The organism is Pseudomonas aegrilactucae, assembly GCF_019168305.1.
In the GTDB taxonomy this organism is placed as follows: Bacteria; Pseudomonadota; Gammaproteobacteria; order Pseudomonadales; family Pseudomonadaceae; genus Aquipseudomonas; species Aquipseudomonas aegrilactucae.
The window spans coordinates 1-16,080 of record NZ_JAHTBI010000104.1 but is presented as its reverse complement, the minus strand read 5'-3'; the positions used below and the strand labels follow the sequence as shown (position 1 = coordinate 16,080).

Sequence of the window (16,080 nt, the reverse complement as noted above, 5' to 3'; positions counted from 1 at the left end):
CGTGAGCCGGGCGGGTGCTGCGGTGCAACCGGTGCTGATCGGGGAGGGGCGCGGGGTCAGTCGACACTCACGCCGCTGAAGGTGTTGCGCCCGAACGGGCTGACCTTGAAGCCGTGAACGCGCGTGCTCAGCGGCTGGTGCACGGTGGAGTGCGCAATCGGGGTGATCGGCACCTGCTGCTTCATGCGCTGCTGGGCCTGCTGATACAGCGCGGTACGCGCGGCGGGGTCGGTCAGGCGCTTGGCCTGTTGCACCAGGGCGTCGTACGCGGGGTCGCACCACATCGAGACGTTGTTGCTGCCGATGGCCCCGCAGCTGTAGAGGGTGCCCATCCAGTTGTCCGGGTCGCCGTTGTCGCCGGTCCAGCCCAGCAGCATCACGTCGTGCTCGCCGTTCTTGGTGCGCTTGATGTACTCGCCCCATTCGTAGCTGACGATCTTCACGTCCAGGCCGACCTTGCCCCAGTCGGCCTGGAGCATCTCGGCCATCAGCTTGGCGTTGGGGTTGTAGGGGCGCTGCACCGGCATGGCCCACAGGGTGATGCGGGTGCCGGGCTTGACGCCGGCTGCGGCGAGCAGCGCGTGGGCCTTGTCGGGATCGTGGGCGGCGTCCTGGATGCGGGTGTCGTAGGACCACTGGGTGGGCGGCATGAAGTTGACCGCCAGTTGCCCGGCCTGCTGATACACGGCCTTGACGATGGCCGCCTTGTTCACCGCCATGTCCATGGCCTGGCGGACCTGCAACTGGTCGAATGGCGCGCGCTGCACGTTGTAGGCGATGTAGCCCAGGTTGAAGCCGGGCTGTTCGAGCAACTGCACGGACGGGTCGCTGGCCAGCGCCGAGAGGTCGGCGGGGCGGGGGTTGACGGTAGCCTGACATTCACCCTTGCGCAGCTTTTGTACCCGCACCGAGGCGTCGGTGTTGATCGAGAAGATCAGCTGTTCGAGCTGCACCTGGCTCGGGTCCCAGTAGCCGGGGTTGGCGCGGTAGCGGATCTGCGCGTCCTTCTGGTAACGCTGGAAGACGAACGGGCCGGTGCCGATCGGCTTCTGGTTGAAGTCGCTGGGGCGCCCGGAAGCCATCAGGTGTTCGGCGTACTCGGCCGACACGATCGAGGCGAAGTTCATCGCCAGGTTCTGGATGAAGGCCGCATCGACCTTGTTGAGGGTGAATACCACCGTCAGCGGGTCGGTCTTCTCGACCCGGTTGATGTTCTTGTCCAGGTCCATGCTGACGAAGTAGGGAAACTCGGTGGGGTAGGCCAGGCGGAACGGATGCTGGGTATCGAGCATGCGCCGGAAGGTGAACAGCACGTCGTCGGCATTGAAGGTGCGGGTGGGGGTGAAGCCCTGATTGGCGTGGAACTTGACGCCCTCGCGCAAGTGGAAGGTGTAGCTCAGGCCATCGTCGGCGACTTCCCAGCGCGTGGCCAGGGACGGTTCGACCTCGGTAGAGCCGCGCTTGAAGCCGACCAGGCCGTTGTACAGCGGCTCGGCGGCGTCACCTTCGATGGAGGTGGTGTACTGGGCGATGTCGAAGCCCCCAGGGCTGCCTTCGGAGCAGAACACCAGGTTGCCCTTGGCCAGCACGGCCGGGCCGTGGGCCAGTGCCCCCAGGCCCAGCAGTGCGGCGAAAACCGGAAAAATACGCATGCGGTCCCATTCCTTTGTTGTTGTATGAGGCGTGGACGTGCGCGGCGAGAGTCTTGGCGGCCAGCACAACCACGCGCTCCACGGTAGGGACGTGGGCGGGGGGCGAGGAGGTAAGAAAGTGGGCGCTTTGCGTGGGAAAAATCTGTGAGTGGCGTCGTAGCTTTCGAGTGGGTGTCAGTCATCCGCTGGCCCCGAGGCGGTCGGGGTCAACGGGGACAGGCCAAACATCGCGTTCCGGGTTTACTGGCCGATGCCGACCCCGTAGAAGGCGTTCAGGGCGAAGGGGCTGATCTTGAAGTCCTGCACGCCCTTGCGCATCGGCTGGTAGACCGTCGAGTGGGCGATCGGGGTGATCGGCACCTGCGCCTTGATAATGTGCTGGGCCTGCTTGTACAACGCGGTGCGCTGGCCCTGGTCGGTGGTGGCCTTGGCCTGCTTGATCAGCGCGTCATAGGCAGGGTCGCACCACTTGGAGTAGTTGTTGCCGTCTACCGCGTCGCAGTTGTACAGGGTGCCCAGCCAGTTGTCGGGGTCGCCGTTGTCGCCGCTCCAGCCAATCAGCATGGCGCCGTTCTCGCCCGCCTTGGCGCGCTTGATGTACTCGCCCCATTCATAGCTGACGATCCTGGCCTTGATGCCGATCTTGGCCCAGTCGGCCTGCAGCATCTGGGCCATCAGCTTGGCGTTGGGGTTGTAGGGGCGTTGCACCGGCATGGCCCACAGGGTGATCTCGGTGCCGTCCTTGACCCCGGCCTCCTTGAGCAGCGCGCGGGCTTTTTCGGGGTCGAAGGGCGGGTCCTGGATGCTGTCGTCATAGGACCACTGGGTCGGCGGCATGGCATTCACGGCCTTCTGGCCGGCGCCCTGGTACACCGAGTCGATGATCTGCTGCTTGTTCACCGCCATGTCCAGTGCCTGGCGCACCTTGAGCTGGGCCAGCGGGTTGGGCTGCGTGCTGCCCTTGATGACGGGCATCACGTTGTAGGCGATGTAGCCCAGGTTGAAGCCGGCCTGCTGCGGCATGTTCAGGTTGGGGTCGGCCTGCAGCGCCTGGAGGTCGGCGGGGCGTGGGAACAGGGTGACCTGGCATTCGTTCTTCTTGAGTTTCTGCATGCGCACCGAGGCATCGGTGGTGATGGCGAAGATCAGGTTGTCGATCTTCACATCCTCGGGTTGCCAGTAGTCCTTGTTGCCCTTGTAACGGATCTGCGCGTCTTTCTGGTACTTGCTGAACACGAACGGGCCGGTGCCGATCGGCTTCTGGTTGATGTCGGCCGGCCTGCCCTGCTGAAGCAGTTGCGCGGCATATTCAGCCGACTGGATCGAGGCGAAGCTCATGGCCATGTTCTGGACGAACGCGGCATCCACGCTGGCCAGGGTGAACCTGACCGTGTGCTCGTCGAGCTTCTCGACGCGGGTGATGTTGGTGTCCATGCCCATGTCGGTGAAATAGGGGAACTCGGTGGGGTAGGCCTTGCGAAACGGCATGTCCTTGTCGAGCATGCGGTTGAAGGTGAACAGCACGTCGTCGGCGTTGAACGGGCGGGTCGGCTTGAAGTAGTCGGTGCTGTGGAACTTGACCCCTTCGCGCAGGTGAAAGGTATAGCTCAGGCCGTCGTCGCTGATGGCCCAGTGCGTCGCGAGCCCTGGGATCACCGCCGTGCCGCCGCGCTCGAACTGGGCCAGACGGTTGAAGATCGGCTCGGCCGAGGCATCGAAGTCGGTGCCGGTGGTGTATTGGCCCGGATCGAAACCGGCCGGGCTGCCCTCGGAGCAGAACACCAGGTTGCTGGCGGCGTGGGCGAAGGGGGCGCTGGCAATCAGGCCGGCGCCGACCAGAAAGGGAATGACCGCGTGTTTGAGCATGGTGGCCTCGTTGTTGTCCTGTGGAGGCGTGCCGCCCTTGGCGTGCACGGTGTATGCAGGGGCCGGCCTGACGGCCAGCGCGACACACAAACCATAGTCGACAGCAAACGAGGCGTTGCACGGCGGCCGCAGCCACCGTGCAACGGCGGGGTGATCAGGGCATCAGCACTTCGATGGTGCCGTCGGCACTGAGGCTGACCTGGCTGGTGCCGGCTTCGATTTGCGGGCTTGGCGCCGCTTCGGCGTCCATGCTGGCCTTCATCATCATGGCGCCACGGGCGTACGGGTGCGGGTAGCCGCTGCTGTTGAGGTTCAGGTTGACCACTTTGTAGCCTTTGCCGCCGAGGGCTTCGGTGGTCAGTTGGGCGCGGGCCTTGAACGCGTCGATGGCGTCCTTGAGCAGCGCGTCTTCACTGGTCTTGCGCGTGGCCGGGGCGATGGCGAAATCCATGCCGCCCATTTTCAGCTCCTGCAGCAGTTCGCCGGTGAGCGTGGACAACGCCGGGAAGTTCGCGCTTTCCAGGCGCAGCTCGGCGCGCTCGCGCCAGCCGGTGATCTTCTGGGTCTTGTTGTCGTAGATCGGGTAGCTGTTGCGGCTGTCCTGGCTGAGCTTGACGTCCTTGACCGTGCGCGCCTTTTCCAGCGCCTTGTTCATGCTGGTGGTGATGTCGTTGGCCAGCTTGGCCGGGTCGCTGTTCTGCGCTTCGGTGTAGAGGGTCACCACCATCAGGTCACGGGCGACTTCCTTGCTGACCTCGGCGCGCAGCGAGACCTGGTTGTAGCGAGGCTCTTCGGCCAGGGCCGGGAGGCTGGCGAACAGGCCGGCGGCCAGCACCAGGGTTGCGCTGCTGCGAGAAGGGCTGTGCATGTGTGGCTCCTTGAAAGTGAGGCGTAGCACCGTGATTCCTGCTACGCAGACCCATCAGACCACGAATGGGGTGAAGTGGTTCAAAAAGCCATCATGCCCTGAAACGGCCCTGTGGCGCTTTGCCGCATTGCTGCAGTGGGGGGCGCAGCTTGGGTATACTCGGCACGATTCGCCTGGAGCACTCATCAGGAGAGCCCATGCTCACCCCCGTACCCATGTTGTCTGCCACGCGTCAGAACCTCTGGCGCCTGACCTTTATCCGCACTCTGGTGCTGGCCGCCCAGGCTGGTTCCGTCGCGGTCGCCTACTGGACCGAGCTGCTGCCGCTGCCCTGGCTGGCGCTGAGCATCACCCTGGCGTTTTCCATGGTGCTGTGCGTGCTGACGGCGATCCGCCTGCGCACCTCGCTGCCGGTCACCGAGCTCGAATATGCCGTACAGCTGGCCTGCGACCTGCTGATTCACAGTGCGCTGCTGTACTTCTCCGGCGGCTCGACCAACCCCTTCGTGTCGTATTACCTGGTGCCGCTGGCGATTGCCGCGGTGACCTTGCCGTGGCTGTATTCGCTGATCCTCTCCGGCATCGCGCTGGTGGCCTACACCCTGCTGCTGGTGCAGTACTTTCCGCTCGAAACCTTCCCCATGGCCCGCGAGAAGATGCAGATCTACGGCATGTGGCTGAGTTTTGCCCTGGCTGCCGGGGTGATCACCTTCTTTGCCGCCAAGATGGCCGAAGAATTGCGTCGCCAGCAGCAGTTCCAGGCCCAGCGCCGCGAGGAAGGTCTGCGCGACCAGCAACTGCTGGCCGTGGCTACCCAGGCCGCAGGCGCTGCCCACGAGCTGGGCACGCCGCTGGCGACCATGAGCGTGTTGATCAAGGAAATGCGCCAGGACCACACCGACCCTCTGCTGCAGGAAGACCTTGAGGTGCTGCAGGAGCAGGTCAAGCAGTGCAAGCACACCTTGCAGCAACTGGTGCGCGCCGCCGAAGCCAACCGGCGCATGGCGGTCGAGGACCAGGACGTGAGTTTCTGGCTGGACGAGGCGCTCAACCGCTGGCACCTGATGCGCCCCGAGGCCAGCTACCGCTTCCAGCGCCTGGGCCAGGGCACGGTGCCACGCGTGGCGCCGCCGCCGGACCTGACCCAGGCCCTGCTGAACCTGTTGAACAATGCCGCCGATGCCTGCCCGGACGGGCTCGAAGTGCGCCTGGACTGGGACGCCGAAGACATCGTGATCAGCATTCGCGACCATGGCCCGGGCGTGCCGGTGGCGATCGCCGAGCAGATCGGCAAACCCTTCTTTACGACCAAGGGCAAAGGCTTCGGCCTGGGCCTGTTCTTGAGCAAGGCCAGCGTGACCCGTGCTGGCGGCTCGGTAAAACTCTATAGTCATGAGCAAGGCGGTACGCTCACCGAGCTACGCCTGCCGCGTGACGCGCGAGGAGACGTGTGATGAGTGAAGAAATCCAGGTTGAAGGCGAAGAACTGCCGCACCTGCTGCTGGTAGATGACGACGCCACGTTTACCCGGGTGATGGCCCGGGCCATGAGCCGCCGCGGTTTTCGCGTGAGCACGGCAGGTTCTGCCGAGGAAGGCCTGGTGATCGCGCAAGCGGACGTGCCGGACTACGCCACGCTGGACCTGAAGATGGAGGGTGACTCCGGGCTGGTACTGCTGCCCAAGCTGCTGGAACTGGACCCGGAAATGCGCGTGGTGATCCTCACCGGCTATTCGAGCATTGCCACGGCCGTCGAGGCGATCAAGCGTGGCGCCTGCAACTACCTGTGCAAGCCGGCCGATGCCGATGATGTACTGGCTGCGCTGTTGTCCAAGCACGCCGACCTGGACACCCTGGTGCCGGAAAACCCGATGTCGGTGGACCGCCTGCAGTGGGAGCACATCCAGCGTGTGCTGACCGAGCACGAAGGCAACATCTCCGCCACCGCGCGAGCGCTGGGCATGCACCGGCGCACCTTGCAGCGCAAACTGCAGAAGCGCCCGGTCCGGCGCTGAGCCTCAGGGCCCCTTCGCCGGCAAGCCAGCGCCCAGGGTTTCAGTGGTCTTGCGTCATGCGCTGTACCTGTGGGCGCTGGCTTGCCAGCGAAGGGCTGCAACGCAGCCCACCACTTGGCTTATGATTAGCTCCCTAACGACGCCGACGGGACCACCTGCATGCTCGCTCTTTTTCTCCAGACCCTGAACATCACCGCGCCGGTGTTCGCGATGATGTTCATGGGCGTGCTGCTGCGCCGCATCAACGCCATCAACGACAGCTTCATCCAGACCGCCTCGGCGCTGGTGTTCAACGTCTGCATGCCGGCGTTGTTGTTCCTGGGCATCTACCACGCCGACCTGGAAGCCGCCGCCAAGCCCGGCCTGCTGTTGTACTTCACCGTTGCCACGCTGGTCGGTTTCGGCCTGGCCTGGCTGATTGCGATCTGGCGCTGCCCGCGCGAAGACCGTGGCATCTATGCCCAGGGCGGCTTTCGCGGCAACAACGCGGTGATCGGCCTGGCGCTGGCCGCCAGCATGTACGGCGATCACGGCATTTCCATCGGCGCGGTGCTGGCGGGGCTGGTGATCCTGCTCTACAACTCGCTGTCGGCGGTGGTGCTGGCGGTGTACAGCCCCACGATCAAGTCCGACCCCTGGAGCATCCTCAAGAGCATCCTGCGCAACCCGCTGATCATCAGCGTGCTGGTGGCCGGTGTGCTGGCCTACGCCAAGGTCGGCCTGCCCAACTGGCTGCTGACCTCTGGCGACTACCTGGCACAGATGACCCTGCCGCTGGCGCTGATCTGCATCGGTGGCACCCTGTCGCTGGCCTCGCTGCGCGCCAGTGGCGGTCTGGCGCTGAGCGCGAGCCTGGTGAAAATGGTCTGGCTGCCGCTGGTGGGCACCCTCGGCGCCTGGCTGTGCGGCTTTCGCGGCGCGGAGCTGGGCGTACTGTTCCTGTATATCGCCAGCCCCACGGCAGCCTCCAGCTACGTGATGGCCCGCGCAGCCAACGCCAATCATCAACTGGCTGCTTCGATCATCGTGATTACCACGCTGATGGCAGCAGTAACGACGAATATCGGCATATTTCTCTTGCAGTGGGGCGGCTGGATCTAGATCCTGTCGCCCACAACACCTAAAACTGCCTCTCCTGTCCGAGGACACTTCATGCAAGACCAAGCCACGCCGGAGCGTTTGCAACGCGGCCTGAAGAACCGTCACATCCAGTTGATCGCGCTGGGCGGCGCAATCGGCACCGGGTTGTTTCTGGGCATCGCCCAGACCATCCAGATGGCGGGCCCGGCCGTACTGCTGGGCTACGCCATTGCCGGTCTGATGGCCTTCTTCATCATGCGCCAGCTGGGCGAAATGGTGGTCGATGAACCGGTGGCCGGCAGTTTCAGCCACTTTGCACACCGCTACTGGAACGAATTCGCCGGCTTTGTCTCGGGCTGGAACTACTGGGTGGTCTACGTGCTGGTAGGCATGGCCGAGCTGACCGCGGTGGGCATCTACGTGCAGTACTGGTGGCCGGACTTCCCGACCTGGGCGACCGCAGCGATCTTCTTCGTGGCCATCAACCTGATCAACCTCACCCAGGTGAAGGTGTACGGCGAGCTGGAGTTCTGGTTCGCGTTGGTCAAGGTGGTCGCCATCGTCAGCATGATCGGCTTCGGCGCCTGGCTGCTGGCCAGCGGCAACGGCGGGCCGGATGCCAGCGTGGCCAACCTGTGGCAGTTCGGCGGCTTCTTCCCCAACGGCATCACCGGGCTGGTGATGGCCATGGCGGTGATCATGTTCTCCTTTGGCGGCCTGGAACTGGTCGGCATCACCGCGGCCGAAGCGGACAACCCGCGTCACAGCATTCCGCGCGCCACCAACCAGGTTGTGTACCGCATCCTGATCTTCTACATCGGCGCGCTGGCGGTGCTGCTGTCGCTGTACCCGTGGCAGAAGGTGGTGCAGGGCGGCAGCCCGTTCGTGATGATCTTCCACAACCTGGACAGCAACCTGGTGGCCACCCTCCTCAACGTGGTAGTGCTGACGGCGGCCTTGTCGGTGTACAACAGCTGCGTGTACTGCAACAGCCGCATGCTGTTCGGCCTGGCCAGCCAGGGCGATGCGCCGCGTGCGCTGCTCAAGATCAACCGCCGTGGCGTGCCGCTGACGGCCCTGGGCGTGTCGGCCCTGGCCACGGGCCTGTGCGTGGTGATCAACTACCTGATGCCGGGCGAAGCCTTCGGCCTGCTGATGGCACTGGCGGTGTCGGCGCTGGTGATCAACTGGGCGAGCATCAGCATTACCCACCTGAAGTTTCGCAGGGCCAAGATCGCCGCCGGCGAGCCGACGTTCTACAAGAGCTGGGGGCACCCGATCACCAACTACCTGTGCCTGGCGTTCATCGTGCTGATCCTGGTGGTGATGTTCCTGACGCCACCGATCCGTATTTCGGTGCTGTTGATCCCGGCGTGGATTGCCGCGCTGGGCGTGGCCTTCTGGCTCAAGAAAAAAGGCCAGAAGGCTGCCATTGCCGCGAGCTGATGTTCAGTGCTGGCGGCGCCAGGCGCGCGCCGTGGTGTACAACACCACCACGGCCAGCGCCGGCAGCACATAGAACAGCATCAGCTGCTCCAGGCGGGTGGCCAGCGGCATGCCGGTGGTGAAGGCCACCACGTGCAGGCCGTAGGCCAGGTACAGGCACAGAAATACCAGGCCTTCGGCGCGCGTCACGCGGTAGCCGGAATAGAACACTGGCAGCGTCAGCACCGCGACGCCGAGCATCACCGGCAGGTCGAACGCCAGTGCATTGGGCGAGATCGACAGCGGCGCGGGGGCCACCAGCGCGGTCAGGCCGAGCACTGCCAGCAGGTTGAACAGGTTGCTGCCGATCACGTTGCCCACGGCGATCTCACGTTCCCCGCGCAGGGCTGCGATCAGCGAGGTGGCCATCTCCGGCAGCGAGGTGCACACCGCCACCACCGTCAGGCCGATGACCCGTTCCGACAAGCCAAGGTCAACCGCCACTTCCACCGCCGCTTCCAGCAGCAGGTGCCCGGCCAGGCTCAGCAGCCCCAGGCCGCCGAGCATCAGCGTCAGGGTGCCCAGCCAGAAGCCCGCGCCGCGCTGCAGGCGCGGGCCCGGGGCGGGGTAGGTGCGCGCATGGTGGCGTGACTGGTGCCACAGGATCGCCAGGTAGCCGAGCAGGCCGCACAGCAGCAGGGCGCCTTCGAGGCGGCCGATGCGCTCGTTGAGCGCCAGCAGGTACACCAGCAGGCTTGCGCCGATCATCAGCGGGATGTCCAGGCGCACCAGCTGGCGCGATACGCGCAGCGGAATGATCAGTGCGGCCAGGCCCAGGGTCACCAGTACGTTGAAGATATTGCTGCCGATCACGCTGCCCACCGCCACGTCGGGTGCGCCGGTGTAGGCGGCTTGCAGGCTGACGGTCAACTGCGGCGCGCTGCTGCCGAAGGCCACCAGGCTCAGGCCGATGATCAGCGGGCGTACCTGCAGGCTGGCAGCCAGGCGCAGGGCGGCGCGCACCAGCAGCTCGGCGCCGGCGATCAACAGCAGCAGGCCCAGGGCCAGTTGCAGCAGGCTGAAGGTGGGTAAAGCGGCCAGGTCGAAAATGGTCGTGCTCCGAAACAGGGTCAGTCGCTCAGACGTTGTACCCGTACGCGCGCGGTTCCGCTACGGATCATGCCCAGTTGCTCGGCGGCGGCGCGGGACAGGTCGATCAGGCGGCCACGGGTGTGCGGGCCGCGATCATTGATGCGTACCACCACGCGGCGGTCGTTGGCCAGGTTGGTGACCTGCACGCGGGTGCCGAAGGGCAGGCTGCGGTGGGCGGCGGTCAGGCCGTGCTGGTTGAAGGGTTCGCCACTGGCGGTGCGTTTGCCGTGGTGGCGGGCCCCGTAATAGGAGGCGGTACCGGTCTGGTCGTAACCGCGGGGGTCGATGTCATGGCCGGCACAGCCGGCGAGCAGGGTGAACAGCGCTAGCGCGCTAGAGAGACGCCACATGTATCCGGTTACTCCGTGGTGTGGCCTTCGCTGGCAAGCCAGCTCCCACAGGCCCCCCACTGTCTTCACGTTCAGTGCGGTCCCTGTGGGAGCCGGCTTGCCGGCGAATGCAGGCGACGCGGTTTACCCTTCGAGCTTGCTCTTGAGCAATTGGTTCACCTGTTGCGGGTTGGCCTTGCCCTTGGACGCCTTCATTGCCTGGCCGACGAAGAAGCCGAACATCTTGCCGCGCTTGGCTTCATCCGCTGCACGGTACTGCTCGACCTGCTCGGCGTTGGTCGCCAGCACGTCGTCCAGCACCTTCTCGATCGCGCCGCTGTCAGTCACCTGTTTCAGGCCTTCGGCCTCGATGATCTGGTCGGCGTCGCCTTCGCCTGCGGCCATCTTCTCGAACACCACCTTGGCGATCTTGCCGCTGATGGTGTTGTCGAGGATGCGCTGCAGCATGCCGCCCAACTGCGCGGCACTGACCGGCGCCTGGTCGATCTCCAGGCCCAGCTTGTTCAGCAGGCTGCCCAGCTCGACCATGACCCAGTTGGCCGCAAGCTTGGCATCAGCGCACACGCCGACCACCTGCTCGAAGTAGTCTGCCTGTTCGCGGCTGGAGGCCAGCACGTTGGCGTCGTACGCCGACAGGCCGAACTGGCTCTGGAAGCGCTCGCGCTTCTGCGGCGGCAGCTCGGGCAGGGTGGCGCGGATGGCGTCGAGGAACGCCGGCTCGATGACCACTGGCAGCAGGTCGGGGTCTGGGAAGTAACGGTAGTCGTTGGCTTCCTCCTTGCTGCGCATGGAGCGGGTCTCGTCCTTGTTCGGGTCGTACAGGCGGGTTTCCTGGATGACCCGGCCACCGTCCTCGATCAGCTCGATCTGGCGCTGCACTTCGGTGTTGATGGCCTTCTCGATGAAGCGGAACGAGTTGACGTTCTTGATCTCGCAGCGGGTGCCGAACTCGACCTGGCCTTTGGGCCGGATCGACACGTTGCAGTCGCAGCGCAGCGAGCCCTCGGCCATGTTGCCGTCGCAGATGCCCAGGTAGCGCACCAGCGCGTGGATCGCCTTGACGTAGGCCACGGCCTCCTTGGCGCTGCGCATTTCCGGCTCGGAGACGATCTCCAGCAGCGGTGTGCCGGCGCGGTTCAGGTCGATGCCGCTGGCGCCGCTGAAGTCTTCGTGCAGGCTCTTGCCGGCGTCTTCCTCCAGATGCGCACGGGTGATGCCGATGCGCTTGACGGTACCGTCTTCAAGGGCGATATCCAGGTGGCCCTTGCCGACGATCGGCAGTTCCATCTGGCTGATCTGGTAGCCCTTGGGCAGGTCGGGGTAGAAGTAGTTCTTGCGTGCGAACACGTTGTGCGGACCGATCTGGGCGTCGATCGCCAAGCCGAACATGCACGCCATGCGCACCGCTTCTTCGTTGAGCACCGGCAGTACGCCGGGCATGCCCAGGTCGATCAGGCTGGCCTGGGTGTTCGGCTCGGAGCCGAACGTGGTGGCGCTGCCGGAGAAAATCTTCGACTGGGTGGCGAGCTGGGTATGAATTTCCAGCCCGATCACAACTTCCCATTGCATGTGTCAGTCCCTCAGAAGCCGGTAGGTGCGCGAGTGTGCCAGTCGGTCACTTGCTGATAGCGGTGCGCGACGTTGAGCAGGCGGCCTTCCTGGAAATACGGGGCCAGCAGTTGCACGCCGACCGGCAGGCCGTCGACAAAACCGGCCGGCATCGACAGGCCTGGCAGGCCGGCGAGGTTGGCGGTGATGGTGTAGACGTCTTCCAGGTAGGCGGCGACCGGGTCGCTGTTCTTGGCGCCGAGCTTCCAGGCCGGGTTGGGCGTGGTCGGGCCGAGGATCACGTCGACCTCTTCGAAGGCAGCCATGAAGTCGTTCTTGATCAGGCGACGGATCTTCTGTGCCTGCAGGTAGTAGGCGTCGTAGTAGCCGGCCGACAGCGCGTAGGCGCCGACCATGATGCGCCGCTGCACTTCGGCACCGAAGCCTTCACCGCGCGAGCGCTTGTACAGGTCGGTGAGGTCCTTGGGGGCATCGCAGCGGTAGCCGTAGCGTACGCCGTCGAAACGCGACAGGTTGGACGAGGCTTCGGCCGGGGCGATCACGTAGTACGCAGGTATCGCGTGCTGCATGTTCGGCAGGCTGATCTGCTTGACCACCGCGCCGAGCTTCTCGAGCTCCTTGACGCTGGCCTGGATCAGGTCGGCGATGCGCGGGTCCAGGCCGGCGCCGAAGTATTCCTTCGGCAGGCCGATGCGCAGGCCTTGCAGCGACGCATTGAGCGGTGCGCTGTAGTCGGGTACCGGCTCGTCGATGCTGGTGGAGTCCTTGGCGTCGAAACCGGCCATGGCCTGCAGCAGCAGCGCGCAGTCTTCGGCGGTACGCGCCAGCGGGCCACCCTGGTCGAGGCTGGAGGCGTAGGCGATCATGCCCCAGCGCGAAACGCGACCGTACGTCGGCTTGAGGCCGGTGAGGTTGGTCAGCGCGGCTGGCTGGCGGATAGAGCCGCCCGTGTCGGTGCCGGTGGTCGCCGGCAGCAGGCGCGCAGCCACGGCTGCGGCCGAACCGCCGGACGAGCCGCCTGGCACGTGCTCGAGGTTCCAGGGGTTCTTCACCGGGCCGTAGTGGCTGGATTCGTTGGCCGAACCCATGGCGAACTCGTCCATGTTGGTCTTGCCCAGGGTGACCATGCCGGCGTCGGCCAGCTTGCTCACCACGGTGGCATCGTACGGCGAGACGAAGTTGTCGAGCATCTTCGAACCGCAGCTGGTACGGATGCCCTGGGTGCAGAACAGGTCCTTGTGCGCGATCGGCGCGCCCAGCAGGGCACCGCTCTGGCCGGCGGCGCGGCGGGCGTCGGCGGCACGCGCCTGGCCCAGGGCCAGGTCTTCGGTGACACTGATGAAACTGTTTATCTGCGGGTCGAGCTGCTGGATGCGCGCCAGCAGCGTGCGGGTCAGCTCTTCGGCAGAAAAGGCTTTGTCGGCGAGTCCGCGGGCGATCTCGGCCAGGGTCAGTTGATGCATGGCAGGCTCTTTTCCCTTACTCGATGACTTTAGGAACCAGGTACAGGCCGCTTTCGGTCGCCGGGGCGATGGCCTGGTAGCTGTCTCTCTGGTTACTTTCTGTTACCACGTCGGCACGCAAGCGCTGACGGGCTTCCAGGGGGTGGGCCAGTGGCTCGATGCCAGTGGTATCGACCGCTTGCATCTGGTCGACCAAACCCAGAATACTGTTCAAGGCATCGGTAGTGCGCGGAAGATCGGCTTCATTGAGGCCCAGACGGGCCAGATGAGCGATCTTTTCCACGTCGCAGCGTTCAAGCGCCATGGGGATCTCCAGGGGAAAACAAAAAACGGATTTGGTCCGCGAATGAGGAACATGCTGGCAGATTTACGGTCATAAGGCCGCGATTGTGTGCTGGCTTGCTCGGAAAAACTGCCAATTTAACATATTGGCGCCTTGCCCAAAATCCCCGCCGTTGTTAGAGTTTGCCGCACTTTTTTACCCACGCGTTGCCTAGGGTCACTTTCCCATGTTCAAGAAACTGCGTGGCATGTTTTCCAGCGATCTTTCCATCGACCTGGGCACTGCCAACACCCTTATTTACGTGCGTGAGCGCGGTATCGTCCTGAATGAGCCTTCGGTTGTGGCCATTCGTACACACGGCAACCAGAAAAGTGTCGTCGCTGTGGGCACCGAGGCCAAGCGCATGCTCGGCCGTACACCTGGCAATATCGCTGCCATTCGTCCGATGAAGGACGGTGTGATCGCCGATTTCAGCGTTTGCGAAAAAATGCTGCAGTACTTCATCAACAAGGTTCACGAAAACAGCTTCCTGCAGCCCAGCCCGCGTGTGCTGATCTGCGTGCCGTGCAAATCGACCCAGGTCGAGCGCCGTGCCATCCGTGAATCGGCCCTTGGTGCCGGTGCACGTGAAGTATTCCTGATCGAAGAGCCAATGGCCGCTGCCATCGGTGCCGGCCTGCCGGTTGAAGAAGCTCGCGGTTCGATGGTCGTCGATATCGGTGGTGGTACCACTGAAATCGCGCTGATCTCCTTGAACGGCGTGGTCTACGCCGAATCCGTACGGGTGGGTGGCGACCGTTTCGACGAAGCCATCGTCACCTACGTGCGCCGCAACTACGGCAGCCTGATCGGCGAATCGACTGCCGAGCGCATCAAGCAGGAAATCGGTACGGCCTACCCAGGTGGCGAAGTACGTGAAGTCGACGTACGCGGCCGTAACCTGGCCGAAGGCGTGCCACGTGCCTTCACCCTGAACTCCAATGAAGTGCTCGAAGCGCTGCAGGAGTCGCTGGCGACCATCGTGCAAGCGGTCAAGAGTGCCCTTGAGCAGTCGCCGCCGGAGCTGGCCTCCGACATCGCCGAGCGCGGCCTGGTGCTGACCGGTGGTGGCGCGTTGCTGCGTGACCTCGACAAGCTGCTGGCCCAGGAAACCGGCCTGCCGGTGATCGTCGCCGAAGACCCGCTGACCTGCGTGGCGCGTGGCGGTGGCCGTGCGCTGGAAATGATGGACAAGCACACCATGGACCTGCTTTCCAGCGAGTGATCTGCTGACAGCCTCCTGCGTCGCCCGGTTTACAGGTAGCACGCTACAGTGCTACCTGTATGTGCTGGGCTCACGTGTGTGGGCGTCGTTTCCATCCAACCTGCAAGCAGGCCGGTGCGTTGCCGTATGAATGACCCCCTGAATCTTCGAGGAGCGGCTTATTAAACCGCTTTTCGCCAAAGGCCCTTCGCTGGGCGTGCACCTGCTCGTGCTGGTTGTGCTGTCGATCGCCCTGATGGTGGTCGATGCCCGCTTTACGCTGCTCAAGCCGCTGCGCAGCCAGATGGCGCTGGTGCTGATGCCTTCCTATACCATCAGCGATCTGCCGCAGCGCCTGTGGCAAGGTGTGGCCAGCCAGTTTGGCAGCCGCACGGAGCTGGTGGCCGAGAACGAAAAACTCAAGACCGAAGCCTTGCTGCTGCAAGGGCGCCTGCAGAAGCTGGCGGCCCTGACCGAGCAGAACGTGCGGCTGCGCGAATTGCTCAATTCCTCGGCGCTGGTCAACGAGAAGGTCGAGGTCGCCGAACTGATCGGCGTCGACCCCAATCCCTTCACTCACCGAATCCTGATCAACAAGGGCGAACGCGATGGCGTGGTGCTCGGTCAGCCGGTGCTCGATGCGCGTGGCCTGATGGGCCAGGTGGTGGAACTGATGCCGTACACCTCGCGGGTGCTGCTGCTGACCGACACTACCCACAGCATTCCGGTGCAGGTCAACCGCAACGGCCTGCGCGCGATTGCCAGCGGTACCGGCAACCCTGAGCGCCTCGAACTGCGTCATGTAGCCGACACGGCCGACATCAAGGAAGGCGACCTGCTGGTGAGCTCGGGCCTTGGCCAGCGCTTCCCGGCCGGTTACCCGGTGGCCACGGTGCGTGAAGTGATTCACGACTCCGGGCAGCCCTTTGCAATCGTGCGCGCCGTACCCACCGCCGCGCTCAACCGCAGCCGTTACATGCTGCTGGTGTTCTCCGACAGCCGCACCCCCGAGCAGCGCGCCGCCGATGCGGCGCACGCCCAGGAGGCGGCTGATCGCCAGGCGCAGAACCCGGTCGACGGCACGCTGCCGGCCACGCCTGCGGCCCCGGCGCCCG

At 64.6% G+C, this 16,080-nt stretch carries 14 protein-coding genes; 6 read left to right on the top strand and 8 right to left on the bottom strand.

The window, feature by feature from the left end; genetic code table 11:
• Positions 1-56: 56 nt before the first annotated feature.
• From KUO17_RS23665 to KUO17_RS23655, 3 genes are all read right to left on the bottom strand, one after another.
• Positions 57-1,652 (bottom strand): ABC transporter substrate-binding protein, encoded by a 1,596-nt coding sequence (locus KUO17_RS23665; RefSeq protein WP_217977999.1) that lies wholly within the window; start codon positions 1,650-1,652, stop codon positions 57-59.
• Between the two features lie 240 nt (positions 1,653-1,892).
• The gene (locus KUO17_RS23660; RefSeq protein WP_217977998.1) at positions 1,893-3,518 is read right to left on the bottom strand and encodes an ABC transporter substrate-binding protein; all 1,626 of its coding nucleotides are present in this window, start codon (positions 3,516-3,518) and stop codon (positions 1,893-1,895) included.
• Between the two features lie 154 nt (positions 3,519-3,672).
• On the bottom strand, positions 3,673-4,386 hold the full coding sequence (locus KUO17_RS23655) for an SIMPL domain-containing protein (RefSeq protein WP_217977997.1): 714 nt from the start codon (positions 4,384-4,386) through the stop codon (positions 3,673-3,675).
• A 197-nt stretch (positions 4,387-4,583) separates the two neighbouring features.
• On the opposite strand from KUO17_RS23655, the gene KUO17_RS23650 reads away from it, so the two are divergent.
• The 4 genes from KUO17_RS23650 (at position 4,584) to KUO17_RS23635 (ending at position 8,926) form a co-directional block, all read left to right on the top strand.
• The gene (locus KUO17_RS23650) at positions 4,584-5,840 is read left to right on the top strand and encodes an ATP-binding protein (RefSeq protein WP_217977996.1); all 1,257 of its coding nucleotides are present in this window, start codon (positions 4,584-4,586) and stop codon (positions 5,838-5,840) included.
• Positions 5,840-6,400 carry a response regulator transcription factor gene (locus tag KUO17_RS23645; protein ID WP_217977995.1) on the top strand — a complete coding sequence of 187 codons (561 nt, stop codon included), beginning with the start codon at positions 5,840-5,842 and terminating at the stop codon, positions 6,398-6,400. Before KUO17_RS23650 ends, KUO17_RS23645 begins: the two co-directional genes overlap by 1 nt.
• A 159-nt stretch (positions 6,401-6,559) precedes the next feature.
• The gene (locus KUO17_RS23640; protein WP_217977994.1) at positions 6,560-7,501 is read left to right on the top strand and encodes an AEC family transporter; all 942 of its coding nucleotides are present in this window, start codon (positions 6,560-6,562) and stop codon (positions 7,499-7,501) included.
• A 51-nt stretch (positions 7,502-7,552) separates the two neighbouring features.
• Positions 7,553-8,926, top strand: a complete 1,374-nt coding sequence (locus KUO17_RS23635) for an amino acid permease (protein ID WP_217977993.1) — start codon at positions 7,553-7,555, stop codon at positions 8,924-8,926.
• 3 nt (positions 8,927-8,929) lie between these two features.
• Here KUO17_RS23635 and KUO17_RS23630 read toward each other — a convergent pair whose 3' ends face one another.
• The 5 genes from KUO17_RS23630 to gatC all read right to left on the bottom strand — a co-directional run bounded on the left by KUO17_RS23630 (position 8,930) and on the right by gatC (position 13,743).
• Entirely contained in the window at positions 8,930-9,973 is a 1,044-nt protein-coding gene (locus tag KUO17_RS23630) for a calcium/sodium antiporter (protein ID WP_217978021.1), read from the bottom strand.
• A 62-nt stretch (positions 9,974-10,035) separates the two neighbouring features.
• A complete protein-coding gene (locus KUO17_RS23625) occupies positions 10,036-10,407 on the bottom strand; it encodes a septal ring lytic transglycosylase RlpA family protein (protein ID WP_217977992.1) in 372 nt (123 codons plus the stop codon).
• A 123-nt stretch (positions 10,408-10,530) separates the two neighbouring features.
• Positions 10,531-11,976 (bottom strand): Asp-tRNA(Asn)/Glu-tRNA(Gln) amidotransferase subunit GatB, encoded by a 1,446-nt coding sequence (gatB, locus tag KUO17_RS23620; RefSeq protein WP_217977991.1) that lies wholly within the window; start codon positions 11,974-11,976, stop codon positions 10,531-10,533.
• Positions 11,977-11,987: 11 nt separating this feature from the next.
• A complete protein-coding gene (gatA, locus tag KUO17_RS23615; RefSeq protein ID WP_217977990.1) occupies positions 11,988-13,439 on the bottom strand; it encodes an Asp-tRNA(Asn)/Glu-tRNA(Gln) amidotransferase subunit GatA in 1,452 nt (483 codons plus the stop codon).
• Positions 13,440-13,455: 16 nt separating this feature from the next.
• Positions 13,456-13,743 carry an Asp-tRNA(Asn)/Glu-tRNA(Gln) amidotransferase subunit GatC gene (gene gatC, locus KUO17_RS23610; RefSeq protein ID WP_043862477.1) on the bottom strand — a complete coding sequence of 96 codons (288 nt, stop codon included), beginning with the start codon at positions 13,741-13,743 and terminating at the stop codon, positions 13,456-13,458.
• A 205-nt stretch (positions 13,744-13,948) separates the two neighbouring features.
• Here gatC and mreB point away from each other — a divergent pair, with 205 nt between their 5' ends.
• Positions 13,949-14,986 (top strand): rod shape-determining protein MreB, encoded by a 1,038-nt coding sequence (mreB, locus tag KUO17_RS23605; protein ID WP_008371426.1) that lies wholly within the window; start codon positions 13,949-13,951, stop codon positions 14,984-14,986.
• Between the two features lie 208 nt (positions 14,987-15,194).
• Positions 15,195-16,080 (top strand): rod shape-determining protein MreC (mreC, locus tag KUO17_RS23600; protein ID WP_341869646.1); only part of this gene is annotated, 886 nt, incomplete at its 3' end.